The organism is Pseudomonas sp. SP16.1, assembly GCF_052682975.1.
This window is the reverse complement of record NZ_JBQYFZ010000001.1, coordinates 4563931-4589374: the sequence shown is the minus strand read 5'-3', so window position 1 is coordinate 4589374 and position 25444 is coordinate 4563931. Positions and strand designations below refer to the sequence as shown.

Here is a 25444-nt window from a genome sequence, read left to right as displayed (position 1 = left end):
GCATCGCCCAACCAAGATGTGGGCATTTGCAGAGGCTGGCGCCTATCTTTCGGCGGGGTCACGACCGGCGGTGCGCCCTGGCTCGCCTGCTGCGCGCCGATCCGCCGGTCGTCGGCTGCCGACAGGCGTCGCATGCGGTTTGCCCGCCGTGGCCGCGCCCCCTAGAATGCCGCGATGCAAAACGACCCCGAACTCCTCCTCGCCTCCTTGAACGACGCCCAGGTCCAGGCCGTGGCCGCCCCGCTCGGCCGCCAGCTGGTGCTGGCCGGCGCCGGCTCCGGCAAGACCCGCGTGCTGGTGCACCGCATCGCCTTCTTGATCCAGGCGGTGGGCGCATCGCCCCATTCCATCCTCTCGGTGACCTTCACCAACAAGGCCGCCGCCGAGATGCGCGCGCGCATCGAGCAGATGCTCGGCCACAGCCCGGCCGGCATGTGGGTCGGCACCTTCCACGGCCTGGCCCATCGCCTGCTGCGCGCGCACTGGCAGGAAGCCGGGCTGGCCGAGAACTTTCAGATCCTCGACTCCGACGATCAGCAGCGCCTGATCAAGCGGGTGATCCGCGAGCTGGGCCTGGACGAACAGCGCTGGCCGGCCAAGCAGGCGCAGTGGTTTATCAACGGGCAAAAAGATGAGGGGTTGAGACCCCAGCATATCCAGGCCGGCGGCGACCTGTTCCTCGCCACCATGCTGAAGATCTACGAGGCCTACGAGGCGGCCTGCGCGCGCACCGGGGTGATCGACTTCTCCGAACTGCTGCTGCGCGCCCTCGACCTGTGGCGCGACAAGCCGGGCCTGCTGGAGCATTACCAGCGGCGTTTCCGCCATATCCTGGTCGACGAGTTCCAGGACACCAACGCCGTGCAGTACGCCTGGCTGCGCCTGCTCGCCCGTGGCGGCGACAGCCTGATGGTGGTCGGCGACGACGACCAGTCGATCTACGGCTGGCGTGGCGCGCGGATCGAGAACATCCAGCAGTTCAGCAGCGACTTCGCCGATACCCAGCTGATCCGCCTGGAACAGAACTACCGCTCCACCGCCGCCATCCTCAAGGCCGCCAACGCGCTGATCGCCAACAACCACGGGCGCCTCGGCAAGGAGCTGTGGACCGATGGCGGCGACGGCGAGCCGCTGCGCCTGTACGCCGCGTTCAACGAGCACGACGAGGCGCGCTACGTGGTCGAGTCGATCGAGGACGCGCTGCGCAAGGACGGCCTGAAACGCAGCGAGATCGCCATCCTCTACCGCTCCAACGCCCAGTCGCGGGTACTGGAAGAGGCGCTGCTGCGCGAGAAGATCCCCTACCGCATCTACGGCGGCCAGCGCTTCTTCGAGCGCGCCGAGATCAAGAACGCCATGGCCTATCTGCGTCTGCTCGACGGCCGCGGCAACGACGCCGCGCTCGAACGCATCGTCAACGTGCCGGCGCGCGGCATCGGCGAGAAGACCATCGAGAGCATCCGCGAATACGCCCGCGCCCACGACGTACACATGTGGCAGGCGATCCGCCTGATGCTGGCGAACAAGGCCCTGCCGGGCCGCGCGTCCGGCGCCCTGGCCGGTTTTATAGAGCTGATCGAGAACCTGGCCGAGAAGGTCCTGGCCATGCCCCTGCACCTGATGACCCAGACCGTCATCGAACAGAGCGGGCTGATCGCCTATCACCAGGCGGAAAAGGGCGAGAAGGGCCAGGCGCGGGTGGAGAACCTGGAGGAACTGGTCAGCGCCGCGCGCGCCTTCGAGAACGACGAAGACGACGAGCTGACCCCGCTGCAGGCCTTCCTCAGCCACGCCTCGCTGGAGGCCGGCGACACCCAGGCCGCGGAGAACGAGGACAGCGTCCAGCTGATGACCCTGCACAGCGCCAAGGGCCTGGAGTTCCCCCTGGTGTTCCTGGTCGGCATGGAAGAAGGCCTGTTCCCGCACAAGATGAGCCTGGAAGAGCCGGGCCGCCTGGAAGAGGAGCGCCGCCTGGCCTACGTCGGCGTCACCCGGGCCATGCAGCGGCTGGTGATCAGCTACGCCGAGACCCGCCGCCTGTACGGCAGCGAGACCTACAACAAGGTGTCGCGCTTCGTCCGCGAGATCCCCGCGCCGCTGATCCAGGAAGTGCGCCTGTCCAACAGTGTCAGCCGCCCGCTCAGCAGCGGCTCGATGGGCGGCGGCAGCCTGTTCGCCGGCAGCGCCGTGCCGCAGACGCCGTTCAACCTCGGCCAGCGCGTGCGCCACGCATTGTTCGGCGAAGGCACCATCCTCAACTTCGAGGGCGCCGGCGCGCAGGCGCGGGTGCAGGTGAATTTCGAAAGCGAAGGCAGCAAGTGGCTGATGCTCAGCTATGCCAAGCTGGAGGCGCTTTGACCATCGTCCTGGATCGCTCCGGACCACGGGATTGAGAACCAACAATAAGGAAGCACCGATGAACCGCCGTCATCTCCTCACCGCAACCACGGCCCTGTTGGCCGCCCTCGGCCTGGCCGGCTGCAAGGACGACCAGGCCGGCAGCGAACAGGCCGCCGCCCAGGCGCAGACCTACCAATGGAAGATGGTCACCGCCTGGCCGAAGAACTACCCCGGCCTGGGCACCGCCGCCGAGCGCCTGGCCGAGCGGGTCAAGACCATGAGCGACGGCCGCCTGACCATCAAGGTCTACGCCGGCGGCGAGCTGGTGCCGCCGCTGGAAGTGTTCGACGCCGTGTCGCGCGGCACCGCCGAACTGGGCCACGGCGCCGCCTACTACTGGAAGGGCAAGGTCAGCACCGCGCAGTTCTTCACCTCGGTGCCGTTCGGCCTGTCCACCCAGGAGATGAACGCCTGGCTGAGCAAGGGTGGCGGCCAGGCCCTGTGGGACGAGGCCTATGCCCCGTACGGGGTGAAGCCCTTCGTGGTCGGCAATACCGGCATGCAGATGGGCGGCTGGTTCAACAAGGAAATCAATTCGCTGGACGACCTCAAGGGCCTGAAGATCCGCACCCCGGGCCTGGGTGGCGAGGTGCTGACCAAGCTCGGCGCGATCACCGTCAACATCCCCGGCGGCGAGGTGTTCACCGCCCTGCAGACCGGCGCCATCGACGCCACCGACTGGGTCAGCCCGTACAACGACCAGGCCTTCGGCCTGCAGCAGGCGGCCAAGTATTACGACTACCCGGGCTGGCAGGAACCGCAGGCGGTGCTCGAACTGCTGGTCAACCAGAAGGCGCTGGACAGCCTGCCGGCGGACCTGCAGGCGATCCTCACCGAGGCCGCCCGCGCCGCCAGCCAGGACATGCTCGACGACTACGTCTACCATAACGCCCTGGCCCTGGATCAGCTGAAGAAGGGCGGCACCCTGCTCAAGCGTTTCCCCGACGAAGTGCTCGATGCCATGCAGCGCGAGGCCGACGTGGTGCTCGGCGAGCTGGCCGCGCAGAGCGAGCTGAACGGCCGCATCTGGGCCTCGATGAAGGCCTTCCAGGCCCTCGCTGCGCCGATGCATTCGGTCTCGGAGAAGGAGCTGTACAACTGGCGCTGACAAGCGCTGCGTAGCCCGGAAGCAATCCGGGGCCAGCGGTCCGCCATTTCCCGGATTCCATCCGGGTTACCCACAAACGGAAGCCTCGGCTTCCGTTTGTCGTTTCCGGCCCTGGGTTGCGGCGGCGCAGCCATACTCGTACGCGAGGTGAAACGATGAAGAAAGCCGCCATCACCCCCGCCCGCATCCTCGACAGCGCCCTGCGGCTGGCCGACGTCTGCGGCTGGGAGCGTCTGCACCTGTTCGAAGTCGCCGCCGACCTCGGCGCCGGGCTGGACGACATCGCCGCGCATTTTCGCGACAAGGACGCCCTGGTCGAGGCCTGGTTCGACCGCGCCGACCTGGCCATGCTGGCCCGTGCACGCCAGCCCGACCTCGTCGAACTGAACGCCGAACAGCGCCTGGAAGCCTGCCTGCTGGCCTGGCTCGCCAGCCTCGCCGCGCACCGCACGGTGACCGGGCAAATGCTGCTGTACAAGCTCGAACCCGGGCATATCCACCTGCAGGTACTGGGCCTGATGCGCGTCAGCCGCACCGTGCAGTGGTGGCGCGAGGCAGCCGGGCGGGAGACCCTGCACCTGCGCCGCATCGCCGAAGAGACCCTGCTGACAGGCGCCTACCTGCGCAGCTTCGTCCACTGGCTGCGCCACCCCGAGGAAGACGCCGCCGAGTTCCGCGCCTTCCTGCGCCGCCAGCTGCGCTGCGGCCCGCTGGCCCTGCTGCTGCGCCGGTAACCGGGTGCACCCTTAACGCCCTTCAATGCCGTAGGGTGTGCCGTGCGCACCGGGAGCGACTGCGGCAAGGACGGTGGTGCGCACGGCGCACCCCACACTCTGCGCATCGGGCAAAAGCCGGAAACATTCTGTCACTGGCCATTGCCGTCCACCGCGGGCAAGATGCCGCGCACGCATTCCCCTCGGAGAGAATTCCCTGATGCAGCGTTTCCTCAGTATCGCCATGGTCTTGTGCCTGGCCCTGACCTTCAGCTTCGAAGCCCATGCCAAGCGCTTCGGCGGTGGCAAGTCGTTCGGCTCAGCACCCAGCCACCAGACCCGCCAGACCCAGCCGTCGCAGCCCGCCGCCACCGCGCCGACCGCCGGTCGCCAGCCGGCTGCCGCCAGCGGCGCTTCGCGCTGGCTCGGCCCGCTGGCCGGCCTGGCCGCCGGCGGCCTGCTCGCCTCGATGTTCATGGGCGACGGCTTCGAAGGCCTGCAGATCATGGACATGCTGATCTTCGGCCTGATCGCCTTCCTGCTGTTCCGCTTCCTCGCCGCCCGTCGCGCCCGTCAGCAGCCGCAAGTCGCCGGCGCCGGCGCGCCCTACCAGCGCGAAATGCCGGCCGCCGCCGCGCCGACCTCGATCTTCGGTGCCGGCAGCGCCGCGGCAGCCCGCCCGGTGATCAACGCGCCGGCCTGGTTCAACGAGCAGAGTTTCATCGCCGCCGGTCGCGAGCACTTCATGAACCTGCAGCAGCACTGGGACGCCGACGAGATGGAGAAGATCGCCGAGTTCGTCACCCCGCAGCTGCTGGACTTCCTCAAGCGCGAACGCGCCGAGCTGGGCGACGGCTTCCAGTCCACCTATATCGACGACCTGCAGGTCCAGCTCGACGGCGTCGACGACAACGCCGAGAAGACCATCGCCACCCTGACCTTCAGCGGCGTGGCCAAGACCTCGCGTTTCGACCAGGGCGAGCCGTTCAGCGAAAGCTGGCGCCTGGAACGCGCCCAGGGCGACGACCAGCCCTGGCTGATCGCCGGCATTCGGCAGAACTGATCGCGCAGCGCCGCACAGAAACCCGGGCCTGTCCCGGGTTTTCTTTTGTCCCTCGACTTTCGGCTAGAGTGATAGCGCCTACCTCGAGGAGCACGCTCAGATGATCGGATACAGCACCGTCGGCACCCGCGATCTGGACAAGGCCAAGGCCTTCTACGGCGAGCTGCTCGCCGGCCTCGGCGCCAAGCCGCTGGTGGACATCGGCCGGCTGACCCTGTTCGGCACCAGCATGAAGCAGCCGATGTTCGGCGTCTGCCTGCCCTACGACCAGCAACAGGCCTGCGTCGGCAACGGCTGCATGACCGCCCTGGTGGCGGGCTCGCGGGCCAAGGTCGACGAACTGCACGCCAAGGCGCTGAGCCTCGGCGGCAGCGACGAGGGCGCACCGGGCGAACGCATGCCCGGCTTCTATATCGGTTACTTCCGCGACCCGGACGGCAACAAGCTGGCCTTCTTTCACGCCGGCTGAGGCCGTCGCGCACCGATACCGCCCCAGCAGCCCGTTGGGGTATAAAGCCCGCCGCATTGATCAGGAGGTTGCACCGTGGAAGAAGTCATCGAACAGCTGCGCGAACTCAACGAACCGGTGCCGGTGCCGCTGGAGCTGCCGGACGAGGAGACCCTGGTGGAGATCCAGGAGCAGATCCTCATCCACCTGCCGTTCGAGCTGCGCGAGTTCCTGCTCAAGGTCAGCGACGTGGTCTACGGCCGCCTGGAGCCGGTGACCGCCAGTGATCCGCACTCGCACACCTACCTGCCGGAAGTGGCCGCCGAGGCCTGGAGTCTGGGCCTGCCGCGCGACCTGGTGCCGCTGTGCCAGGACGGCCGCGACTACTACGCGGTGGACGTGGAAGGCCAGGTCTGGCTGTGGGACGGCGACGAAGGCGAGCTGACCGACGAGAGCTGGGACTCGGTCTGGCACTGGTGCCGCGACGTCTGGCTGGAGAGCTGAACGCACCTCCGAGTAGGGTGCGCCATGCGCGCCAGCTCTCGGACCCTATCGGCATGCGCGGCGCGCCCTACGAGGCGCGACGCCTCAGCCCTCGCCCTGCTCCAGCGCCAGCAGGTTGAACAGGAAACGCGCGAAGTAGATCAGGTCCTGTTCCATGGCCTGGCGCGCGCCCTTGGCGTCGCCGGCCTCGAGGGCGGCGAAGGCGTCTTCGTGGAAGTCGTTGAGGCGCAGCGACAGGTCGGCGCCGGTGAACAGGCGGTTGAAGAACGGACCGATCTGCAGCCACAGCGATTCGATCGAGCGCAGCAGCACCGGGTTGCCGCAGGCGCCGTACAGCAGCAGGTGGAAGCGGCTGTTGGCGTTCAGGTAGTCCTGGACCTCGCGCTGTTCGATGGCCCTGTCCATACGCGCCACGCAGTCGCGCAGCTCGGCCAGGTCGCTCGCCTGCAGGCGCGGCGTGGCCAGCTCGACCGCCAGACCCTCCAGGGCCAGCCGCACCTGGAAGATGCTCTCGTAACGCTCGCGGGTCATCGCCGGCACCCGCACCGAGCGCTGCGGCTCGCCCTCCAGCGCGCCCTCGGCCACCAGCCGCTGCAACGCCGCGCGCACCGGCATCGGGCTGGTGCCCCACTGCGCCGCCAGATCGCGGATCTTCAGACGTTCACCGGGCTGGAAACGCCCGGCCAGCAGGCCTTCGCGAATGTTCAGGTAAAGCCGTTCCTGCAGGTTATCGGCCATGGTCTCAGCGTCCTTGCGGCGGGGCGGGCAGTTGGGCGAGGGTCAGTGGGCAGTTGCGCATGCGGATGTCCTTGTTGGGTTTGGGCCTGGAGTGCGCCGTGCGCACCATGATCAGGGCTGGTTGGTGCGCACGGCGTACCCTACGGAGCCTTGTTCTCGATCAGGCAGTTGCCACCGTCCACCACCAGCACCTCGCCGGTGATATAGCTGGCCTCGGGCGAGGCGAGGAAGGCCGCGGCAGCCGCCACTTCCTCGGGGCGGCCGGCACGGCCGATGGGGCTGTGCTCGGCGGCGCGGCGCTCCTCCTCGGTGGATGAACCGGTGGCGATCCAGCCCGGCGCTACGCTGTTGACCGTGATGCCCTGCCTGGCCACCTCCAGGGCCAGGCCCATGGACAGGCCGAGCATGCCGGCCTTGGCCGCGCTGTAGGCGGCCTCGCCGACGTTGCTGCCGCGGGTGCCGGTGGTGGAGCTGATATTGACGATGCGCCCGTAGCCGCGGGCACGCATGCCCGGCAGCACGGCGCGGGTCAGCAGAAAGGCACTGGTCAGGTTGCGCTCGAGCGACAGGTGCCAGGTGGCCAGGTCCATGTCGCTGACTTCGGCGAAGGGCTCGGGGCTGCCCTGCATGGCCATGCCGGCGTTGTTAACCAGCACGTCCACCCGCCCCCACTGCGCCTCGGCCCAGCGGGCCAGGGCGGCCACCTGCTGCTCGTCGGTCAGGTCGGCGGCCATGGCCCGTGCCTCGATCCCCTCTGCACGCAGCTCGGCGGCGCGCTGCTCGATGCGCGCACTGCTGGCGGTGAGGAGCAGGCGCATGCCCTGTCGGCCCAGACGACGGGCGATGGCCATGCCGATACCGCTGTCGCTGCCGGCCCCGCTAACCAGGGCCACCTGTTGTGTCGTCAACATGAACGCAATCCGTGATCACAGAAACAGGGGCTACTCTAGTATAAAGCCCTTCAGCATTGCACCAGTTGCATTACTTGTGATCACAAAATAACATGTTCGTAAATTCGAACGAGGCGTTCAACATGACAGCCAGTGGTATCAGCCAAGCCGCCGTGGAAACCCTAGCGGCCCGCGAGCGTGCGCGTTTCCTCGAGCGCAATCCAAAATCCGTGGCCCTGGCCGAGCGCGCCCGCCACTCGCTGTACGGCGGCGTGCCGATGCACTGGATGGCCGACTGGTCGACCCCGCTGCCGCTGTTCGTCGAGCGCGCCAAGGGCGCGCGCTTCTATGACGTCGACGGCCACGAGTACATCGACTTCTGCCTGGGCGACACCGGCAGCATGTTCGGCCATTCGCCGGCCCCGGTGGCCCGCGCCATCACCGAACAGGCGGGCAACGGCCTGACCACCATGCTGCCCGGCGAGGACGCCGTGGTCTGCGGCGAGCTGCTGGCCGCGCGCTTTGGCCTGCCCTACTGGCAGGTCACCGCCACCGCGACGGACTCGAATCGCTATGTGCTGCGCTGGGCCCGCGCCATTACCGGGCGCAAGACCCTGCTGGTGTTCGACGGCTGCTACCACGGCACGGTGGACGACGTGATGGTGCGCTACAGGGACGGCGAGACCGTGCCGCGTTCCGGGCTGATTGGCCAGGCCTACGACCTGACCGAGCACAGCCGCTCGATCCCCTTCAACGACCTCGAAGCCCTGGAAGCCGCGCTGGCCCAGGGCGATGTCTGCGCCCTGCTCTGCGAGCCGGCGATGACCAATATCGGCATGGTCCTGCCCGATCCGGGCTTCATGCAGCGGTGCCGCGAGCTCACGCGCAAATATGGTTCGTTGCTGATCATCGACGAAACCCACACCATCTCCACCGATATCGGCGGCTGCACCCGACTGTGGAACCTCGACCCGGACTTCTTCGTGGTCGGCAAGCCGATCGCCGGCGGCGTGCCCTGCGGCATCTTCGGCTGCAGCGCAGAGATGGCCGAAGCCATGACCGCCGCGCGCAAACGCGCCAGCGAAGGCAGTCATGGCCATGGTCACAGCGGCATGGGCACCACGCTGTCGGCCAACGCCCTGGCCATGCACTGCATGCGCGCCAACCTGGAACAGGTGATGACCGAGGCCGCCTACGCGCATATGTTGCCGCTGGCTTCCAGGCTCGCGGCGGGCTTTCGCCGCCTGATCGGCAAGCACGACCTGAAGTGGTCGGTGACCGAGCTGGGCGCGCGCTGCGAATTCCAGTTCTGCGCCAAGCCGCCGCGCACCGGCGCCGAGGCCGAGGCGGCGTTCCACGACGAGCTGCAGATGGCCCTGCACCTGTACCTGATCAACCGCGGCATCCTGATCACCCCGTTCCACAATATGACCCTGTGCTGCCCCGCGACGACCGCGGCCGATGTGGACCGGCTGATCGCCACGCTCGATACAGCCCTGGGCGAGCTGCTGGCCATTCCCGGCGCCAGGCTCTGAACCTCCCTTCTCCCTCCGGGAGAAGGTGCCCGAAGGGCGGATGAGGGTCCCTCAACCCTAGCCCCTCTCCCGAAGGGAGAGGGGAACAAAAAGCAAGGACACCACCATGCAATTCGCCCATCCCCAGGAAGCCCGCGACTTCCTCGCCGCCCACCCCGAGGTACGCAGCATCGAGCTGATGCTGATCGACGCCAACGGCATCCCGCGCGGCAAGCTGCTGCACCGCGACGAACTGCTGGCCATCTACGAGCACGGCCGGCCGCTGCCCAGCTCGATCCTATCGCTGACCATCCAGGGCGAGGACGTGGAGGAAAGCGGCCTGGTCTGGGAAGTGGCCGACGCCGACTGCTGGACCTACCCCATCCCCGGCTCACTGACCCTGCAACCCTGGCGCGCCGTGCCCACCGGCCAGCTACAGGTCAGTATGCATCCGAGCGAGGGCATGCCGGCCACGCCGGGCGACCCGCGGCATGTGCTGGTGCGCGCCATCGACCGGCTCAAGGCCGACGGTTACCACCCGGTGATGGCGGTGGAGCTGGAGTTCTACCTGCTGGACAAGCAGCGCGACGCCAATGGCCGCCCGCAGCCGGCGCTGCAGGCCAACGGCATGCGCCCGCAGGCGCCGCAGGTCTATGGCGTGTACGAGCTGGAGCAACTGCAGCCGTTCCTCGACGACCTCTACGCCGCCTGCGAGGCGCAGGGCCTGCCGGTGCGCACGGCGATCTCCGAATACGCCCCCGGCCAGCTCGAGCTGACCCTGGAGCACCGCTTCGACGCGCTGCAGGCAGTGGACGAAGGCGTGCGCTACAAGCGCCTGGTCAAGGGCGTGGCCAACAAGCACGGACTGCAGGCCTGCTTTATGGCCAAGCCGTTCGGCGACCAGGCCGGCAGCGGCCTGCATATGCACGTGTCGCTGGCCGACGAGCAGGGCAATAACCTGATGGCCAGCGAAGACCCTCAGGGCACGCCGCTGCTGAAGTATGCGATCGGCGGCATGATGGCCACGCTCGACGACACCCTGGCGATCTTCTGTCCCAACGCCAACTCCTTCCGCCGCTTCCAGGCCAACAGCTACGCGCCGCTGGCCAAGAGCTGGGGGGTGAACAACCGTACCGTGTCCTTCCGCGTACCGGGCGGCCCGGCCAGCAGCCGTCACGTCGAACACCGCATCTGCGGCGCCGACGCCAACCCCTACCTGGCGGCGGCAGCGATCCTCGCCGGCATCCATCACGGCATACAGAACCAGATCGATCCGGGCGAGGCAATCATCGGCAACGGCTACGCACAGGCCCGCGAGACCCTGCCCACCGACTGGCTCACCGCCCTGCGCACCCTGGAAAACTCCAACTGGGCGAAGGATGCGCTGGGCGAGGATTTCCTCAAGGTGTTCCTGGCGATCAAATGGGCCGAGTATCGCCAGTTCATGGGCGAGGTGGGCGAACAGGACTGGCGCTGGTACCTGAGCCACGCCTGAGCCACCAGGCGGTCCGGGAAAAATGGCCAAACCGCGCCGGCAGACTGTAGCGGATCGGCGTCGGGCGGCGTCCTTGCAGGGTGAGGTCGTCACAGGCCTACCGCATCCACCCCCAGCCCACGGAGCCCCCATGGAAGCCGGAACCGCGCAACTGACGATGACCGTTTTGATGACCCCGGACATGGCCAACTTCTCCGGCAACGTCCACGGCGGCACCTTGCTCAAGTACCTCGACGAGGTCGCCTACGCCTGCGCCAGCCGCTACGCCGGGCGCTACGTGGTGACCCTGTCGGTGGACCAGGTGATCTTCCGCGAGCCGGTGCACGTAGGCGAGCTGGTCACCTTCCTCGCCTCGGTCAACTACTGCGGGCGCACCTCGATGGAGGTCGGCATCAAGGTGATCACCGAGAACATCCGCGAGCGCTCGGTGCGCCACACCAACAGCTGCTTCTTCACCATGGTGGCGATGGACGAGCACGGCCGCCCGGCGCCGGTGCCGGAGCTGCAGCCGGACACCCCCGACGGCCTGCGCCGCCAGCGCCAGGCGGCGCAGCGCCGGCAGATCCGCGCCGAGCTGCAGCAGCGCTACCAGGCGCTGAGCGCGGAGAAGAGCCAGGCTTAGGCTCGCAGGCCGAATGCGATCGGTCCCCTCGCCCCGCTGGGGAGAGGGTGAGGGGGAAAAAATGTGCGCAGCGTTATGTGCATAACATTCGCCCCGTCATCGCCTGCTCACTCGTGGCCGATATAGAACAGCAGCTCGCGGCGCTGCGGGTGGTCCTTGAGCCAGGCGCGGATCTCGTCGGCGCGGGCGATGGCCTCCTCGCCGGCGATGCGGCCGAAGCGCTCACGGCGCGCCGCTTCGCTGGCCTGCTGACGAACCTGGCGCTGCCAGGCGTCGGTGAAGATCGCCGGCATCCGCTGGCTCAGTTCCAGGGCCTTGAGCAGTTGCCATTCACCGTTGTCCAGCCAGGCCTCGTCACAGCTGCCGCAGAGGTCGAGGCGATTGGCGCGGGTGCCGCTGATCTGGAACTTGCTCATCAGCTTGGCGCACTTGGGGCAGCTCAGCGCATGCTGGGTCTCGCCGGCTTCCTCCGCGCTCGCCTGCAGCGCGGGCGCCTCGTCCTGCGGCTGACGCTCGACCCAGTCGCGGTAGTGCAGCAGGCTGACCAGGGTGCCGGCGCACTGCGGGCAACCGTGGCCGAGCAGACCATCTTCGAGTTTGGCGGGTTGCAGGCGGGTGCTGCGGCAGGCGGGGCAATGCATGGCGAGGTCCTTTTCCGGTGAAGTTGGCGCACGCTAGTGCAGCGCATGCCGCAGCGCAAGCCCGCTGCTGAGAACCAGGCGGCAGATGGGCTAAGCTCTCTCTCCCGCCGTCGGAGTCACCATGATTGATCTGTTCGATGTCCTTCTATTGATCCTCTTCGCCACCTTCTGCGCCTGGATGTGGCGCGGCCATGGCATTCGCGAGCGCGCGCTGACGCTGGCCAAGCAGCACTGCGCCAAACTCGACGTTGAGCTGCTCGACGGCGCGGTGGCCCTGCGCCGTCTGGCCATCCTGCGCGACGCCGGCGGCCACCGGCGCCTGGCGCGGCTCTACGACTTCGAGTTCACCGTCACCGGCGAGCAGCGCCTGCGCGGGCAGATCAGCATGTTCGGCCAGCGCCTGGGGCGTATCGAGCTGCAGTCGCATCCGGTGTTCGATCGGCAGCCCGAGCCGGTGGCGACTCAGGACCGCGACAAGGTGATTCGCCTGGAAGATTGGCGGCGCAAGGCCGAATAGGCAGTGCCATTCCCCCCGTAGGAGCCGCGCCCCGCGGCGAATGGCGGCAACGACGCGGGTATCCCGGGCATTCGCCCCGGGGCGGGGCTCCTACAGCCGTACCCTCAACCGCGCTGCAAGAGAAAATCCGCCACCCGCGTGGCGCTCTCACTTGGCCGTTCCTGCATGAAACAGTGCCCGCCGGGGATCACCTGGCCGCGCACATGGGGATTCCCCGCACACCAGCGCGCCACCGACTTGGCGACGAAGGGATAGCTGCGCGCGCCGTGGATCACCTCGGTCGGGGTGCTCACCTTGGCCAGCGACGGCCACAGGCGGCGCGGATAGGAACCGAAGATCTCGGCCTCGCGGCTCGGCCGGCACTTGAGCTCGACGCCGTCCGCCACCTCCTTCAGCGCATGCTCGATATAGGCGGAAAAAGCCGCCTCGTCCCAGCCGCGGAACATGCCGCGGCCGTGCAGCGCGGCATGCGCGGCGGCGCGATCCGGCCATTGCCGGCGGCGCTTGCGCGCCTTGCTCGCCATGCCGCTGTGCTGGGCCAGGCCGACCACGTCGGACAGCGCCATCACGCCGATCATCGCCGGGCTGAACAGCACCGGATCGAGCAGCACGGCGCGCCGGAACAGCTCGGGGTGGCGCGCCAGGATCAGGCTGGTCAGTACGCCGCCGAAGCTGTGGCCGAGGGCGAAACGCGGCACCTCGCCGAACGGCGCACGCAGCGCCTCGAAGGCCTCCACCGCCAGCTCGGCGCTGCGGTTCCAGCCGTGGAAACGGCCACCGTGATCGCTGTCGCCATGGCCCTGCACGTCGCACAGCCACAGATCGAAGTCCTCGGCCAGCAGCGCCAGCATCGGCGCGTAGACGCGCCCGCAATAGCCGTTGCCGTGCAGGAAATGCAGCAGCGGCTTGCCCGAGGGCGGGCTGTGCCAGCCGCGCAGGGTGAAGCCGGCGGAGCAGGAATGGGACCAGGGAAGCAGTTGCATGAAGAACCAGCCGCAGTCAATGACGGCGGCCAGTGTAACGGCACGCCGCTGGCGCGTCAGGCCGGCGCAGGTGACGAATGCTCGGCGATAAACGCCTGCAGCAGCTGGTTGAGACGCTGCGGCTGGTCCAGCGGCGTGGCGTGGCCGGAATCCTCGATCACCGCCAGGCGGGCGTTGCGCAACTGGCTGACATAGGCGCGCTTGTAGGCCAGCGGCGTGTAGTCGCGGTCACCACTCACCACCAGCAACGGGGTGTTCGCCTGCGCCGCCCGCGGCAAGGCGCTCCAGCCGGGAATGGCGCGCATGGCGTGCAGGTAGGAGGTGCGGTCGTTGCCGGCGATGCGCGCGATCAGTTGCTCGCGCAGCGCCTGCTGCTCGGCCTTGGGAAACAGCTTGCCAGCCAGCAGCCGCGCCAGCACCGGCAGGCCGAGCACGCGCACCAGCGCCAGGCGCAGCCAGACCTGGGCGCGAATCTTCCAGCTGTCCAGCGGAAAGCTCGGCGCGCTGTTGACCACCGCCGCCGCGCGCAGCAGCTCGGGGTGATCGGCCAGCAGCTGGAAGGTGAGCATGCCGCCCATGGAGATGCCGACCAGGATGCACGGCTCGATATCCAGGACGCGGATGAAGTCGGCGACGTCCGCCGCCAGCTCGGCCATGCTCACCGGCGCACGCAGCGGCGCGCTCTGGCCATGGCCGCGCAGATCCAGGGCGTAGACCCGAAAGTGCCGGGCCAGGTGCTCGATCTGCGGCTGCCAATCGAGCGACGAGGAGCCCAGGCCATGCAGCAGCAGCACCGCCGGCCCCTGGCCGCGACAGAGATAGGCGAGACGTCCGCTGGGTAAGTGCAGATACTCCATATTCATGCGACTCCTTAATTAACGACGAACAATAAAGTGCCCTTGATTCGCAATTAAGGAATCATGCGCGGGCCGTTAATCCGTTAACTTTCCAGACAACTTTCTACTTGTTATTCGGTTATTTGCCTTGACTTGCCAAACCCCCTAGAATCGGCCCGTGCCGGTTCGAGAATTGATCATGTACAGCATCGCCAGCCCTACCCAGGCACGCAGCAGGAAGGCTCTGGAACGCTTCCTCAACGTCGCCGCCGAGCTGCTCGCCAACGACAGCTTCGAAGACACCGGCATTTCCCAGATCGCCCAGCTGGCCGAATCCTCGGTGGGCACCTTCTATCGCCTGCTCGGCGACAAGGATGTGCTGCTGTACGCCGTCCACGAGCGCTTCATCGAGCAGAGCGGCAGCGCCATCGACGCCCTCGCCGAGCAGCTGGCACATGCCGAAACGCCTTTGCAGACGCGCGTCGCGGCTTTTATCCAGGGCCTGCTACGTCAGTTCGAAGGCAGCGAGGGCCTGCTCCGCGCGCTGATCCGGCGCAGCTCGGCGGACCTGCACTTCCGCCAGCGCTTCCATCAACTCAATGCCCATATCGGTCAGACCTTCTGCCGTATCGCCCTGGCCAACCCGGCCGAACTGGGCCACCCCAACCCCGCCCAGGCGGCCGATCTGTGCGCCCATCTGCTGCTGGCCGGGATGAACTACTTCACCATGGTCGGCAGCCTCGGCACGACCCCTAGGGAAGTTGTGCCAGATGAACTTTCCCGGCTTATCTGCAATTACCTGAAAGTTGCCGAAAATTAACGTACGCTGTCCCTTCTAAGTTGCGCCGGAGTGAAGTCGGTGGGTTTCAGGGCAATATCGAACTGATCCGCCGGCTCTTCGTTGGACAGAATACCGATGACATAACGGCCGCCGATCAGGTCGTATATCGCGTCGCCCTTGGTCCATACCAGCGGCTGATCGTAATAGTTGATGGTGTAGGACTCGCCGAGGCGCCAGAGGTTGTCGCGGTTGTCGTAGTGGTCGACCAGCAGGATCTGGTAGCTGTCCTCGTCGAAATAGAAGTCGCGCCGCTTGTACTGGTGGCGCTGGCCGGCCTTCAGCGTGGCGCGTACGTGCCAGACGCGGTGCAGCTCGTAGCGCAGCAGCTCGGGATTGACGTGGCCGCGCTGGACGATATCGCTGTATTTGTTGCTCTTGGCGGCGAAGCGGTAGCTGTTGTAGGGCACCAGCATTTCCCGCTTGCCCAGCAGTTGCCAGTCGTACTTGTCCGGCGCGCCGGAGAACATGTCGAAGTTGTCGGTGGTGCGCATGCCTTCCGAGGCGGTGCCAGGCGAGTCGTAGGCCACGTTCGGCGTGCGCCGCACACGGCGCTGGCCGGCGGCGTAGAGCCAGGCCAGGCGCGGCTCCTTGACCTGGTTGACGGTCTCGTGGACCAGCAGTTCGGTGCCGGCCAGGCGCGCCGGCGCCCGCACCGACTGGCGGAAGTAGAACAGCACGTTGCCGTTGTCCTTGCTGTGATTGCCGGCGTCCTGATTGAACAGGAACAGGTCCTCGATGCGGGTCATGAAGTAGTCGCCGCTGGCATGCGGCACGGCCTGGGCGTAGTAGCGCTTGACGCTGTCGCCGCGGTAGCGCACCAGGTGGTTCCACAGCACCTCCAGGCCCGACTGGGGAATGGGAAAGGGCGTGGCCAGCTGGAAATCGGCGATGCCGTTGCCGTTCTCGATCAGGCGGGCCGAGCCGGCGTTGGCCTTGACCGCGGCGTAGACCTTGTCCGGGTAGGACGCCGAGCGCCGGGTCGGGTAGACCTTGAGCTTCCAGCTGTCGTGATAGCGCTGCAGCATGGCCAGCTGACCGGGGCTGAGCTGCTCGCGGTACTGCTGGGCATTGGCCTGGGTCACGGTGAACAGCGGCTGGTCGGCGGCGAAGGGGTCCTTGTAGCCGAGCTTGGCGTCGAAGGCGCCGCTGTCCTTGGCCAGGCCGCCGTCCCAGGCGGGAATGCTGCCGGCGGCATTGCCGGCGCGCTCGGCCCCCATGGGAGTGAGATCCTGGCCGAGCCGCGCGGCCTGCGCGGCGTCGACCTGGGCCATGGCCGGCGCGGCCGCCAACAGGGCGAAGGCCAGCAGGGTGATATTCAGACGATGCATGGCGTTCCCTCTCAGAAGCTGTATTTGACGTTGAGGCTCAGGTAGTCGCGGTCGGTGCGCTTGTTCGACAAGCCGCCGCCGCTGTAGCCGACGTAGCGGGCGCCGACCGTGAAAGCCTCCTGATAGATGGCGTCGAGGCCCAGCGACCAGCTCTGCGCCTCCTCGTCGAGGCCGTTGGTGAGCTGGGGGGCGACGCCGTTGATGCTGTACTGGTAGCTGACACTCGGCGCCAGGGTGATCAGGTTGAACACGTTGCTGTAGGTCAGCTGCAGGCTGGCCTGGGCGCCGTAGGCGCTGCTGGTGGCCTCGTAGTAGTCGACGTCCGACTCCAGGCCTTGCACGCGGCTGGCCACCAGCTCGGAGAACAGGGTCGCCGAATCCGACCCGAGCAGGCCGTTGAAGTTGTATATGGCCGACAGCGAGGCCTGCAGCATGTCCTTCTCGCGGTAGCCGTCCAGGCGCGTGCCCACCGGCAGACCGGCGAGATTGCCGAGCAGCGCGTCCGGCAGGTATTCGCCCAGGCCCAGGGCGATCGGCGTGTTCGGCCGGTAGCTCAGCTCGCCGGCCAGCGACAGGCCGTTGAAGATGCTGTCGCCGCCGATCGAGGTATTGAAGCTGACGCCGAACAGGTCGCGCTTCTCCAGGTACTCGGCGTAGTAGCGCGAACTGCTGGCGTCCGGCAGCGGGCCGACCACCGGCAGCAATACCGGCTGACCGACGGTGAGGCCGATCATCGGCACCTGCATGTTGTAGCGCAGGTAGTAGAAGCCCAGCTCGGTGTCGTTCAGCTGCGGCACGAACCAGCGCAGGGCCACGCCGTACTGCGGCGAGTCGTCGCCGTCGATGTCCTGCGCCCGCGGCATGAAGGTGCGCGGCAGGTAGCCGCGAATCAGGTCGTTGACGAAGCCGGGGCCGAGCGCTTCGCCGAAGGCCGCGGCCGCCGCCGGGCTGTCGAAGGCGGTGCCGAGCAGGGCCTCCTGCAGCGGCGCCACCGACAGGTAGTTGCAGCCCTCGCCGAGCACGTCGAGGGTCGAGTAATAGGTGCCGCAGGGATCGATCTTCGACGCCTCCCAGGCCTTGCCCGGCTGCCAGTAGCCCTCGATGCTGAGGTTGTCGCGCAGCTCGAAGGAGGCGTAGACCATGGCGGTCGGCATATAGGCCTCCTTGATCTCCGAACCCGGGGCGCGCAGCGCGTTGATGTCCACCGGGTTGGTGGCGCCGATGCCGTTCTGGTAGAACAGCGACTCGCCCCAGTTGATCACCTGGCGGCCGAGACGGGCGTTCAGCGCGCGCTCGCCCAGCGTCCAGCTGCCATAGACGAAGGCGTCGAGCAGGTCGGCGCTGGAGCCGGCTTCGTCGAGGCCGGCGTCGCTGATCGGGCGATGGCGACGCTCGTCGTCTTCGAGCTCGAAGTCGTAAAAGGCGCGGCCGCGAACGAACAGGCCGTATTGCTCCTGGTAGCGCAGGTCCAGCTCGGAGACGGCCTTGGCGACCTCGGAGAACAGCTCGCCCTTCTTGAAGTTGAGGTTGCCGTCGTCGGAGTTGATCAGCGCCGTGTTGTCGCCCTTGCCGTCGTTGGCGCGGGCGATCAGCTTGCTGTCCTGCCCCTCCATGCGGTAGCTGACGCCGTAGGACAACGTGGTGTCCAGCGACACGCCCCAGTCGCCATGACGGGTCTGAAACCCCTGCGCCACGCCGAAAGGCAGCGCCCCGAGCAATACCAGGCCGGCTGCCGCCAGGCCCCTTCCTTGATGTGCCACGATGACCTCCAGCTGTTGTTTTTATCGGAATCGGAACATCGGTTCCGAATAAGCTAGTGCCGGTGTCCCGTTCTGGCAAGTCCCGCGGTTCGATTTTTCCCGCATCGCCTTCCGTGTGCTCGATTCGCTCGGCTGCAGGCCATAGCCGGCGCGGCTTGCGCCACTTGACGGAATCGGAATTCCTGTTTCAATTTGCTGCGCGGTACCCCATAACAACAACGGAGAGCTCCGCCATGTCCCGCTTTCGCACCGCCTGTCTCTGCCTGCTGTTGCTGTCGCTCGTCACTCTCCAGGCCCAAGCCGCCTCGCGCTGCAGCGAGCGCGCCAGAAGCCTGCTGCTGCCGGCCAAGGTCAGTTGCAGCCACCAGACGACCTGGATCGATTCGGGCCTGGTCGGCCAGCGCCAGGTGATCTACCAGACTCCGCTGGGCACGCCGCCGGCCGCCGGCTGGCCGGTGGTGCTGATCTACCAGGGTTCGTTCTTCCCGCTCGACGACTTCACCTACTACGACAACATGCCGTTCGGCGGCTTCTACGAGGGCAAGCTGATCCAGCGCCTGCTCGACAATGGCTTCGCGGTGGTCGCGCCGAGCGCGCCGGCCGATCTGTTCTGGCAGACCAATATCCCCGGCCTGGCGCAGAACTACGAGCTGAGCACCGATTACGACTTCCTCGGCAACGTGCTGGACGCCATCGCCGCCGGCCACTTCGGCCCGCTCGACGCCGGCCGCCAGTACGCCACCGGCATCTCCAGCGGCGGCTACAACAGCAGCCGCATGGCGGTGTCCTTCCCCGGCCGGTTCAAGGCACTGGCGATCCAGTCCGGCTCCTACGCCAGCTGCTCCGGGCCGCTGTGCAGCGTGCCGACGCTGCCGGCCGACCATCCGCCGACCCTGTTCGTGCACGGCTTCGTCGACCTCACCGTGCCCTGGTGGAGCATGGAGCTGTACTACGACCGCCTGCTCCACCAGGGCATACCGACCGCGCGGCATACCGAGGCGCTGGGCGGGCACGAGTGGTTCGCCAGCTCGCCGGGCAAGATCCTCGCCTGGTTCCAGGGTTATCCCTGAACAGAGAGCGGTTCTCAGAGCCGGTGCGCACCGCCTGGGCGGCCAGGCGACACCCTAGGGAGCGCCGCCACCCGTGCTCCGGCAGGCCGCCAGGCCGGTGCGCAAGGCCTCGGCGTTCTGCGCCTTGCTGAAGATCAACTCCAGGCGCGAGTCCTTGCGCCATTCGCTGGCGCGCCAGCCCTCGCCGGCCTGGCCGTGCAGGGCATTGAGCGAGCGCCAGCCGTCTTCGCCGTGCAGCACCGCCTTGGCCCGGCGCCAGTCCAGGCCGTCCAGCCAGCGCTGCACCTGGAGCAGGTCGAAGCGCTGGCTCGGGTGCCAGCGCCAGCCGATGCTCCAGCCTTCGGCCTGATCCTGGATCAGGCAGATGGGTTCGTCCGGCGTGCGCCACAGCTGCGGCAGGGGCGCTGCGGCGCTGGGCAGTGCGGCGGCGCCCGGGTTGCCGGCCTGCGCGGAGCGGCCCGGCAGCAGCGCCAGTTCGAGGCGGCCCTGGGTGGTCCAGAAGAGTGGCAGCGGCGGCAATGCGGCGGCGATACGCGCGCGGTCCTCGGCGCTCAGGCACTCGCTCTTGTTCAGCAGCAGCAGGCCGGCGCCGTCCAGCGCCAGGCGCTGGCTGTCGGGCAGCGCCTCGCCGCGGGCCAGGGCGGCGGCGTCCAGCACCAGCAGCATCGGCTGCACGGCCAGCACGCCGCGCCAGGGCGGCTGGCGCAGCTGCTCCAGCAGTTGCAGCGGATGACCGAGACCGGACGGTTCGATCAGCAGCCGATCCGGCCGTGCCCGGCGCAGCAGGCGGCCGAGGCCGACCTGAAAGGGCGCGCCACTGACACAGCACAGGCAGCCGCCGGCCACCTCGGCCAGGGCAACGCCGTCCTCGCCGCGTTCCAGCAGCGCGGCGTCCAGGCCGATCTGGCCGAATTCGTTGACCAGCACCGCCCAGCGCTCGGCCGCCGGCTTCTGCGCCAGCAGCTGGCGGATCAGGCTGGTCTTGCCGGCACCGAGGGGGCCGGCGATCAGGTGGGTGGGGATCTGACTGAGCATGGGCCTATGGTCGGTGGTTCGTGGCACAGACTGCAACGGGGCGGCGTGCTAGATTCGCCGGCAATTTGCTCTGGAGTCGATACGATGCGTGCGTGGTTGCTGCCGTTCTCCCTGTTGCCCGGCCTGGCCCTGGGCGAGGCTTGCGTGGTGCACAGCCAGGCCGAGCGCCTGGACGTGCAGCTGTGCCAGGAGAACCGCAATATCCCGAGCCAGCTGTTCCGCGAGGGCTTCTGCCAGCCGCAGCTGCAGGGCCAGACGGTGGACGTCGAGTTCGTCGAACAGTGCCCCGAGGGCGCCTACGGCATCTGCCAGGGCGCCCGCGCCGGCAGCGGCCTGTACCAGCAGGATATCCACTACTACGGCGTGGCCAGCGATGCGCTGTATCTGCAGCCGGCGTGCACCAGCCAGTATCAGGGCACCTGGATCGAGCCCTGACATCAAAGCGTCACCAAAGCAGCGCCTAATGACTGCGGGTACCTCACGTAACCCTCATGTCGAGTCACGCGTCGACATGATCTCTTGGTGCTTAAGGCCGGGGCAGTCGCTCCGGCCTTTTTTTGCTTATGTCTCCTTGCAGGGGATAGCTTCTCGTGGGAGCCGCGCCCCGCGGCGAATAGTGGTCATATCGCAAATTTTCCTGAACGACCACGACCGCTTCGCCCCAAGGCGGGGTGCCTGAGCTACGCCTGGCAACGGATCGCCGGCAAGCCGGCTCCTACGAAAGCTCGGCTCAGGCCAGCCAATCCAGGGTCAGCAGCAAGCGGCGCTGCCCGGCAGGCGGCTGCGGCGAACGATGGATCAGCCCGCGGCCCTCGTTGCCCTGCCACTTCTCGCCCTTGGCCAGCGCCACCTGGCCGGCCTGCAGCTGACGGATCGCTGCCGCGTCCTGCGGCTCGGCCGACCCATCGCCCAGGCGCGCGCGCGGCATGGCGCCCTCCTCCAGCCACTCGCTGCCGACCCCGGCATAGCTGCTGATCAGCCGCAGCGGCACGTGATCGACGTGAAAACGCGGGCACATGGCCTTGTCCAGCGCGCGCAGGCGCAGGCCGATGCGCTGGGCGTCGAGCAGGCAGGCGTAGGCGCGCACCAGCCAGGCCACGTCGGCGAGAAAGGCGGCCTGGCCCGGCAGATCGGCGTACTGTGCCACCAGGCCGTCGAGATTCGGCGCGCTGTCGGGCGTCGCCAGCTCCAGGGTCATGGACTGCGCCAGGGATTCGCCCTGGGCCAGCAGCGCCGCGGCGAAGTCCTCGATCTGCGCCGGCAGGCGGCGCTGCCAGACGGCCAGGTTGACCTCGTCGCGCAGCACCTCGGTGAGCACCTGGATATCCTCGCCCCGCGCCTGCCGGGACACTTTCGGCAACTGCAGGGCGAACATCAGGCCGCCTCCTGCTGCCAGGCGCCGAAGGGATCGGGCAGCAGACGCCAGGCCTCCGGCCCGCCGGCCATTTCCTCGTCGGTGAGCAGGCAGGCGTCCAGCTCGGCGGTCAGCCGGGCGAAGTCAACGTTCTGGCCGATAAACACCAGCTCCTGGCGGCAGTCGCCGACCTCGGCGCTCCAGTGCTGCATGATCGCCTGCAGCCCCTCCTCGTCCTGCGGCCAGTGCTGCTTGGCCACGAAGCGCCACCAGCGCCCGGCCAGGCCGTGGCGCATCAGGCCGCCGGCCTGCGACCAGCTGCCGGCCTCCTGGTACTTGCTGGCCAGCCAGAAGAAGCCCTTGGAGCGCAGAAGACGCCCATTGGTCCATTCGCGGGCGATGAAGTCGAAGAAGCGCTGAGGATGGAACGGCCGGCGCGCGCGGTAGGCGCTGGAGGCGATGCCGTATTCCTCGGTCTCCGGCACGTGCTCGCCGCGCAGCTCCTTGAGCCAGCCCGGCGCCTGCGCGGCGCGGTCGAAGTCGAAGCGGCCAGTGTCGAGGATCTTGTCCAGGGCAATCTGGCCCATGCACATGGCCTGGATCTCGGCGTGGGTGTTGAGGCCACGGAGGATGGCCATCAGCTCCTCGCGCTCGGCCTGGCTGATCAGGTCGATCTTGCTGATCAGGATGACGTCGGCGAACTCCACCTGCTCGATCAGCAGGTCGGTGATCGAGCGTTCGTCCTCCTCGCCCAGGGTCTCGCCGCGGCTGGCCAGGCTGTCGGCCTCGTGGAAGTCGCGCAGGAAGTTCACCCCGTCGACCACCGTGACCATGGTGTCGAGCCGCGCCAGGTCGGACAGGCTGCGGCCCTGCTCGTCGCGGAAGGTGAAGGTCTCGGCCACCGGCAGCGGCTCGCTGATGCCGGTGGATTCGATCAGCAGGTAGTCGAAGCGGCCTTCGCTGGCCAGGCGGCTGACCTCGTCGAGCAGGTCCTCGCGCAGGGTGCAGCAGATGCAGCCGTTGCTCATTTCCACCAACTTCTCTTCGGCGCGGTTGAGGCTGACGTCCTGCTGGACGGTGGCGCCGTCGATATTGATCTCGCTCATGTCGTTGACGATCACCGCGACCTTGCGGCCTTCGCGGTTCTTCAGCACATGGTTGAGCAGGGTGCTCTTGCCGGCGCCGAGAAAGCCGGACAGCACGGTAACGAGTAGACGCTGATTCATGGGAGTGTTCCTCGTTCAGTCACGGTCACGCTGATGTTTTTCGCGCTGCTCCTGGCGCTCCTTGGCTTCAATGCACAGGGTCGCCGTGGGGCGCAGCAACAGGCGCTTGAGGCCGATGGGCTCGCCGGTTGAGGGTCTGCCCCTCGTTTCGGCGTGGCCGCGCCGGCGCCAGTTTTTGCGCGGGGCTAGGCGCGAGACGCGAAGTTTGGTGCTCCAAATGAGCCGTCGAGCAACAACGCACCGCGCAAAAACCGGCCCGGCCCTTCGGGTTGCGCGGCAAATGGCGCCATGCGGCGTTGCGGGACTTGGCAAGGGACCACCATTCCCTGCGTCCCGCGCCTTGCCTGGCGCCATTTGACGCAGCAACGCGGCTCGCGCCGAAACGGGGGGCAGACCCTGGGCACCAGCCGTATTCGCCGCGCGCCAGGCGTTCGAGCGCCTGGTCGATCTTGTCCAGCAGCTTCTTCTCCCGCTCCAGCAGGCGCAGCTGCCACTGGCGCTGCTCCTCGGCGCTGCCGATATCGGCCGGGTCGCTGCTGGTTTGTGGCTCGCGCAGCTGGGCGAACTCGTCGTCGATGCGTGCCTGCAGCTCGGCGCGCTGGGCCAGCAGCAGCTCGCGGAAGAAGCGCTGCTGGGTCTCGTTCATATAGGCGTCGGCCGGTTGGGCGAGCAGTTCGGTTTCGCTGGTCAGGTTCATGGCGGATCGGCTAGCTTGTTTTGATTGTTATAACATAACATTCAATCGAACCAGCAACCCATGGATTTGCGATGAACGCCCTCACCCTGCCGGACATAGCCGCCCAAGCCACCCACCACGAGACGCCGCTGGACTGGGTCGGCATGGCCGGCATCGCCGTGCCGATCCGCCTGGCCGGGCAGAGCCTGGCGGCCCAGGCCGATATCGGCGTCAATCTGATCGAGCCCGGCGCGCGCGGCATCCATATGTCGCGCCTGTACCTGGCGCTGCAGGCGCTGCAAGACCAGGAGCCGGACGTGCCGGCGCTGCAGCGGCTGCTGGACGTCTGCCTGGACAGCCACCGCGAGCTGTCGGACAACGCCTCGCTGCGCCTGCACGGAGCGGTGCTGCTGCAGCGCCCGGCGCTGGTCAGCCCGCTGGCCGGCTGGAAGGCCTACCCCTTCGAGATCCGTGCGCGCCAGGACGGCCGCAGGTTCCAGGTCGAGCTGCAGCTGGAGCTGGCCTACTCCTCCACCTGCCCGTGCTCGGCGGCGTTGGCGCGGCAGTTGATCCAGCAGAAATTCAGCGAAGATTTCGCGGACAAAAGCCTCGATCATGCCGAGATCGTCGATTGGATTGGCAGCACCCGCGGCATTCTCGCCACCCCGCATAGCCAGCGCAGCAGCGCCGTGCTGCAGCTGCGCCTGGCCGCCGACTGCCAGGAACTGCCGCTGCTGCAACTCCTCGATGCCGCCGAACGCGCCCTCGGCACGCCGGTGCAGACCGCGGTCAAGCGCGCCGACGAGCAGGCCTTCGCCCTGGCCAACGGGCAGAACCTGATGTTCTGCGAGGATGCCGCCCGTCGCCTGCACCAGGCCCTGCGCCAGCTGCCGCAGGTCGGCGCCTTCCGCCTGCGCGTGGTGCACGCCGAAAGCCTGCACGCCCACGACGCGGTGGCCGAGAGCCGCTGGAACTGGAGCGAGGCATGATCCGCTGCCATGACCTGCAATGGGGCCACGGCGGCCGGCCGCTGACCCCACCGCTGAACCTGCAGCTGGCCGGCGGCAGCCTGAGCGCGATCATCGGCGGCAACGGCTGCGGCAAGAGCAGCCTGCTCGAGGTCATCGCCGGCCTGCGCGCGCCGCTCGCCGGTCGGGTCGAGCTGGCCGTGCCGAGCCGCGGCGGCGTGGCCTATCTGGTGCAGCAGCAGCGGCTGGACCGACAGTTCCCGATCCAGCTGGAGGATCTGGTCGGCGCCGGCCTGTGGCGCAGCCGCCTGAGCCGCCGCCAGCGCCAGGCCAGCCTGCAGCAGGCACTGGCGGACTGGGGCCTGCTGGAGCTGCGCCAGCACTGCCTGCAGGCGCTGTCGGGCGGCGAGCTGCAGCGCGCCCTGCTCGCCCGGCTGAGCCTGACCGAGGCCCGCCTGCTGCTGCTCGATGAACCGGAAACCGCCCTCGACGCGCAGGGCCAGGCGCTGCTCTGGCGGCATATCCGCCGCTGGCAGCGGCAGGGGCGCACCCTGCTGCTGGTCAGCCACGACCTCGACGCGCTGCGCCGGCAACTGGACCAGGCGCTGCTGATCGCCGCCGACGGCTGCCGCTTCGTGCCCCTCGGCCCATTGCTGGAACGGCGCACGCTGGAGCGGGTAGCCTGATCGTGGAACTGCTGTGGGCACCCTTCGT

At 67.9% G+C, this 25444-nt stretch carries 25 protein-coding genes and 2 pseudogenes; 15 read left to right on the top strand and 12 right to left on the bottom strand.

Going from position 1 to position 25444, the window contains the following annotated elements; genetic code table 11:
• Window positions 1–174: 174 nt before the first annotated feature.
• The 6 genes from uvrD to ACUTAF_RS21590 all read left to right on the top strand — a co-directional run bounded on the left by uvrD (window position 175) and on the right by ACUTAF_RS21590 (window position 6236).
• Window positions 175–2358, top strand: coding sequence for a DNA helicase II (gene uvrD / locus ACUTAF_RS21615; RefSeq protein WP_445581890.1), 2184 nt, complete (start codon window positions 175–177; stop codon window positions 2356–2358).
• A gap of 58 nt (window positions 2359–2416) precedes the next feature.
• Entirely contained in the window at window positions 2417–3508 is a 1092-nt protein-coding gene (locus ACUTAF_RS21610; protein ID WP_445581889.1) for a TRAP transporter substrate-binding protein, read from the top strand.
• A gap of 155 nt (window positions 3509–3663) precedes the next feature.
• On the top strand, window positions 3664–4242 hold the full coding sequence (locus ACUTAF_RS21605) for a TetR/AcrR family transcriptional regulator (protein ID WP_445581888.1): 579 nt from the start codon (window positions 3664–3666) through the stop codon (window positions 4240–4242).
• Between the two features lie 199 nt (window positions 4243–4441).
• The gene (locus ACUTAF_RS21600; protein ID WP_445581887.1) at window positions 4442–5284 is read left to right on the top strand and encodes a Tim44 domain-containing protein; all 843 of its coding nucleotides are present in this window, start codon (window positions 4442–4444) and stop codon (window positions 5282–5284) included.
• Window positions 5285–5384: 100 nt separating this feature from the next.
• Window positions 5385–5753 carry a VOC family protein gene (locus ACUTAF_RS21595; RefSeq protein WP_445581886.1) on the top strand — a complete coding sequence of 123 codons (369 nt, stop codon included), beginning with the start codon at window positions 5385–5387 and terminating at the stop codon, window positions 5751–5753.
• Between the two features lie 75 nt (window positions 5754–5828).
• Window positions 5829–6236, top strand: a complete 408-nt coding sequence (locus tag ACUTAF_RS21590; protein WP_003241226.1) for an SMI1/KNR4 family protein — start codon at window positions 5829–5831, stop codon at window positions 6234–6236.
• 84 nt (window positions 6237–6320) lie between these two features.
• Here the strand turns inward: ACUTAF_RS21590 and ACUTAF_RS21585 are convergent, their stop codons facing one another.
• Both ACUTAF_RS21585 and ACUTAF_RS21580 read right to left on the bottom strand, forming a co-directional pair.
• Entirely contained in the window at window positions 6321–6974 is a 654-nt protein-coding gene (locus tag ACUTAF_RS21585; RefSeq protein WP_445581885.1) for a GntR family transcriptional regulator, read from the bottom strand.
• 140 nt (window positions 6975–7114) lie between these two features.
• Window positions 7115–7885, bottom strand: a complete 771-nt coding sequence (locus tag ACUTAF_RS21580) for an SDR family NAD(P)-dependent oxidoreductase (protein ID WP_445581884.1) — start codon at window positions 7883–7885, stop codon at window positions 7115–7117.
• Between the two features lie 122 nt (window positions 7886–8007).
• Here ACUTAF_RS21580 and ACUTAF_RS21575 point away from each other — a divergent pair, with 122 nt between their 5' ends.
• From ACUTAF_RS21575 to ACUTAF_RS21565, 3 genes are all read left to right on the top strand, one after another.
• Entirely contained in the window at window positions 8008–9399 is a 1392-nt protein-coding gene (locus ACUTAF_RS21575; RefSeq protein WP_445581883.1) for an aspartate aminotransferase family protein, read from the top strand.
• Between the two features lie 106 nt (window positions 9400–9505).
• Window positions 9506–10873: a glutamine synthetase family protein gene (locus ACUTAF_RS21570; RefSeq protein ID WP_445581882.1), complete on the top strand. Its 1368-nt coding sequence runs from the start codon at window positions 9506–9508 to the stop codon at window positions 10871–10873.
• 130 nt (window positions 10874–11003) lie between these two features.
• Window positions 11004–11495: an acyl-CoA thioesterase gene (locus ACUTAF_RS21565; RefSeq protein ID WP_445581881.1), complete on the top strand. Its 492-nt coding sequence runs from the start codon at window positions 11004–11006 to the stop codon at window positions 11493–11495.
• Between the two features lie 107 nt (window positions 11496–11602).
• On the opposite strand, the gene ACUTAF_RS21560 is transcribed toward ACUTAF_RS21565, so the two are convergent.
• A complete protein-coding gene (locus ACUTAF_RS21560) occupies window positions 11603–12136 on the bottom strand; it encodes a TFIIB-type zinc ribbon-containing protein (RefSeq protein ID WP_445581880.1) in 534 nt (177 codons plus the stop codon).
• A gap of 121 nt (window positions 12137–12257) precedes the next feature.
• On the opposite strand from ACUTAF_RS21560, the gene ACUTAF_RS21555 reads away from it, so the two are divergent.
• A complete protein-coding gene (locus tag ACUTAF_RS21555; RefSeq protein ID WP_445581879.1) occupies window positions 12258–12653 on the top strand; it encodes a DUF3301 domain-containing protein in 396 nt (131 codons plus the stop codon).
• A 104-nt stretch (window positions 12654–12757) separates the two neighbouring features.
• Here the strand turns inward: ACUTAF_RS21555 and ACUTAF_RS21550 are convergent, their stop codons facing one another.
• Both ACUTAF_RS21550 and ACUTAF_RS21545 read right to left on the bottom strand, forming a co-directional pair.
• On the bottom strand, window positions 12758–13636 hold the full coding sequence (locus ACUTAF_RS21550; RefSeq protein WP_445581878.1) for an alpha/beta fold hydrolase: 879 nt from the start codon (window positions 13634–13636) through the stop codon (window positions 12758–12760).
• A gap of 56 nt (window positions 13637–13692) precedes the next feature.
• The gene (locus tag ACUTAF_RS21545) at window positions 13693–14499 is read right to left on the bottom strand and encodes an alpha/beta fold hydrolase (RefSeq protein ID WP_445581877.1); all 807 of its coding nucleotides are present in this window, start codon (window positions 14497–14499) and stop codon (window positions 13693–13695) included.
• A 172-nt stretch (window positions 14500–14671) separates the two neighbouring features.
• On the opposite strand from ACUTAF_RS21545, the gene ACUTAF_RS21540 reads away from it, so the two are divergent.
• On the top strand, window positions 14672–15292 hold the full coding sequence (locus tag ACUTAF_RS21540) for a TetR/AcrR family transcriptional regulator (protein WP_445581876.1): 621 nt from the start codon (window positions 14672–14674) through the stop codon (window positions 15290–15292).
• On the opposite strand, the gene ACUTAF_RS21535 is transcribed toward ACUTAF_RS21540, so the two are convergent.
• On the bottom strand, window positions 15289–16641 hold the full coding sequence (locus tag ACUTAF_RS21535; RefSeq protein WP_445581875.1) for a DUF1329 domain-containing protein: 1353 nt from the start codon (window positions 16639–16641) through the stop codon (window positions 15289–15291). The two genes, ACUTAF_RS21540 and ACUTAF_RS21535, sit on opposite strands and share 4 nt — an antisense overlap.
• An 11-nt stretch (window positions 16642–16652) precedes the next feature.
• Complete coding sequence (locus tag ACUTAF_RS21530; protein WP_445581874.1) at window positions 16653–18401, bottom strand: DUF1302 domain-containing protein; 1749 nt, start codon at window positions 18399–18401, stop codon at window positions 16653–16655.
• A gap of 233 nt (window positions 18402–18634) precedes the next feature.
• Between ACUTAF_RS21530 and ACUTAF_RS21525 the strand changes: the two genes are divergently transcribed.
• A complete protein-coding gene (locus tag ACUTAF_RS21525) occupies window positions 18635–19471 on the top strand; it encodes an extracellular medium-chain-length polyhydroxyalkanoate depolymerase (protein WP_445581873.1) in 837 nt (278 codons plus the stop codon).
• Window positions 19472–19525: 54 nt separating this feature from the next.
• Here ACUTAF_RS21525 and ACUTAF_RS21520 read toward each other — a convergent pair whose 3' ends face one another.
• Window positions 19526–20506: a CobW family GTP-binding protein gene (locus tag ACUTAF_RS21520; RefSeq protein WP_445581872.1), complete on the bottom strand. Its 981-nt coding sequence runs from the start codon at window positions 20504–20506 to the stop codon at window positions 19526–19528.
• A gap of 84 nt (window positions 20507–20590) precedes the next feature.
• Between ACUTAF_RS21520 and ACUTAF_RS21515 the strand changes: the two genes are divergently transcribed.
• The gene (locus ACUTAF_RS21515) at window positions 20591–20941 is read left to right on the top strand and encodes an NADH:ubiquinone oxidoreductase (protein WP_445581871.1); all 351 of its coding nucleotides are present in this window, start codon (window positions 20591–20593) and stop codon (window positions 20939–20941) included.
• Window positions 20942–21236: 295 nt separating this feature from the next.
• Here the strand turns inward: ACUTAF_RS21515 and ACUTAF_RS21510 are convergent, their stop codons facing one another.
• From ACUTAF_RS21510 to ACUTAF_RS21495, 4 genes and pseudogenes are all read right to left on the bottom strand, one after another.
• On the bottom strand, window positions 21237–21881 hold the full coding sequence (locus ACUTAF_RS21510; protein ID WP_445581870.1) for a DUF1826 domain-containing protein: 645 nt from the start codon (window positions 21879–21881) through the stop codon (window positions 21237–21239).
• Window positions 21881–23086, bottom strand: a complete 1206-nt coding sequence (gene zigA, locus ACUTAF_RS21505; RefSeq protein ID WP_445581869.1) for a zinc metallochaperone GTPase ZigA — start codon at window positions 23084–23086, stop codon at window positions 21881–21883. The genes ACUTAF_RS21510 and zigA overlap by 1 nt, the downstream gene beginning before the upstream one ends.
• Window positions 23087–23101: 15 nt before the next feature.
• Window positions 23102–23215, bottom strand: a pseudogene (locus ACUTAF_RS21500) (TraR/DksA C4-type zinc finger protein); the annotation flags it as partial.
• A 235-nt stretch (window positions 23216–23450) separates the two neighbouring features.
• A pseudogene (locus ACUTAF_RS21495) lies at window positions 23451–23783 on the bottom strand (TraR/DksA C4-type zinc finger protein); the annotation flags it as partial.
• Between the two features lie 71 nt (window positions 23784–23854).
• Between ACUTAF_RS21495 and folE2 the strand changes: the two are divergent.
• Entirely contained in the window at window positions 23855–24751 is an 897-nt protein-coding gene (gene folE2, locus ACUTAF_RS21490) for a GTP cyclohydrolase FolE2 (protein WP_445581868.1), read from the top strand.
• A complete protein-coding gene (locus ACUTAF_RS21485) occupies window positions 24748–25416 on the top strand; it encodes a metal ABC transporter ATP-binding protein (RefSeq protein WP_445581867.1) in 669 nt (222 codons plus the stop codon). The genes folE2 and ACUTAF_RS21485 overlap by 4 nt, the downstream gene beginning before the upstream one ends.
• The last annotated feature ends 28 nt before the right edge of the window (window positions 25417–25444 follow it).

Excerpts from the sequence above, each read along its gene's own strand:
- ACUTAF_RS21575 (WP_445581883.1), top strand. The coding sequence starts at position 8,008 with ATGACAGCCAGTGGTATCAGCCAAGCCGCCGTGGAAACCCTAGCGGCC.
- ACUTAF_RS21515 (WP_445581871.1), top strand. The coding sequence starts at position 20,591 with ATGCGTGCGTGGTTGCTGCCGTTCTCCCTGTTGCCCGGCCTGGCCCTG.
- ACUTAF_RS21585 (WP_445581885.1), bottom strand. The coding sequence starts at position 6,974 with ATGGCCGATAACCTGCAGGAACGGCTTTACCTGAACATTCGCGAAGGC.
- ACUTAF_RS21605 (WP_445581888.1), top strand. The coding sequence starts at position 3,664 with ATGAAGAAAGCCGCCATCACCCCCGCCCGCATCCTCGACAGCGCCCTG.
- ACUTAF_RS21570 (WP_445581882.1), top strand. The coding sequence starts at position 9,506 with ATGCAATTCGCCCATCCCCAGGAAGCCCGCGACTTCCTCGCCGCCCAC.
- ACUTAF_RS21540 (WP_445581876.1), top strand. The coding sequence starts at position 14,672 with ATGTACAGCATCGCCAGCCCTACCCAGGCACGCAGCAGGAAGGCTCTG.
- ACUTAF_RS21610 (WP_445581889.1), top strand. The coding sequence starts at position 2,417 with ATGAACCGCCGTCATCTCCTCACCGCAACCACGGCCCTGTTGGCCGCC.
- ACUTAF_RS21560 (WP_445581880.1), bottom strand. The coding sequence starts at position 12,136 with ATGCATTGCCCCGCCTGCCGCAGCACCCGCCTGCAACCCGCCAAACTC.
- ACUTAF_RS21545 (WP_445581877.1), bottom strand. The coding sequence starts at position 14,499 with ATGAATATGGAGTATCTGCACTTACCCAGCGGACGTCTCGCCTATCTC.
- ACUTAF_RS21525 (WP_445581873.1), top strand. The coding sequence starts at position 18,635 with ATGTCCCGCTTTCGCACCGCCTGTCTCTGCCTGCTGTTGCTGTCGCTC.
- ACUTAF_RS21600 (WP_445581887.1), top strand. The coding sequence starts at position 4,442 with ATGCAGCGTTTCCTCAGTATCGCCATGGTCTTGTGCCTGGCCCTGACC.
- ACUTAF_RS21550 (WP_445581878.1), bottom strand. The coding sequence starts at position 13,636 with ATGCAACTGCTTCCCTGGTCCCATTCCTGCTCCGCCGGCTTCACCCTG.
- ACUTAF_RS21520 (WP_445581872.1), bottom strand. The coding sequence starts at position 20,506 with ATGCTCAGTCAGATCCCCACCCACCTGATCGCCGGCCCCCTCGGTGCC.
- ACUTAF_RS21535 (WP_445581875.1), bottom strand. The coding sequence starts at position 16,641 with ATGCATCGTCTGAATATCACCCTGCTGGCCTTCGCCCTGTTGGCGGCC.
- ACUTAF_RS21580 (WP_445581884.1), bottom strand. The coding sequence starts at position 7,885 with ATGTTGACGACACAACAGGTGGCCCTGGTTAGCGGGGCCGGCAGCGAC.
- ACUTAF_RS21565 (WP_445581881.1), top strand. The coding sequence starts at position 11,004 with ATGGAAGCCGGAACCGCGCAACTGACGATGACCGTTTTGATGACCCCG.
- ACUTAF_RS21595 (WP_445581886.1), top strand. The coding sequence starts at position 5,385 with ATGATCGGATACAGCACCGTCGGCACCCGCGATCTGGACAAGGCCAAG.
- zigA (WP_445581869.1), bottom strand. The coding sequence starts at position 23,086 with ATGAATCAGCGTCTACTCGTTACCGTGCTGTCCGGCTTTCTCGGCGCC.
- ACUTAF_RS21485 (WP_445581867.1), top strand. The coding sequence starts at position 24,748 with ATGATCCGCTGCCATGACCTGCAATGGGGCCACGGCGGCCGGCCGCTG.
- ACUTAF_RS21510 (WP_445581870.1), bottom strand. The coding sequence starts at position 21,881 with ATGTTCGCCCTGCAGTTGCCGAAAGTGTCCCGGCAGGCGCGGGGCGAG.
- folE2 (WP_445581868.1), top strand. The coding sequence starts at position 23,855 with ATGAACGCCCTCACCCTGCCGGACATAGCCGCCCAAGCCACCCACCAC.
- ACUTAF_RS21555 (WP_445581879.1), top strand. The coding sequence starts at position 12,258 with ATGATTGATCTGTTCGATGTCCTTCTATTGATCCTCTTCGCCACCTTC.
- uvrD (WP_445581890.1), top strand. The coding sequence starts at position 175 with ATGCAAAACGACCCCGAACTCCTCCTCGCCTCCTTGAACGACGCCCAG.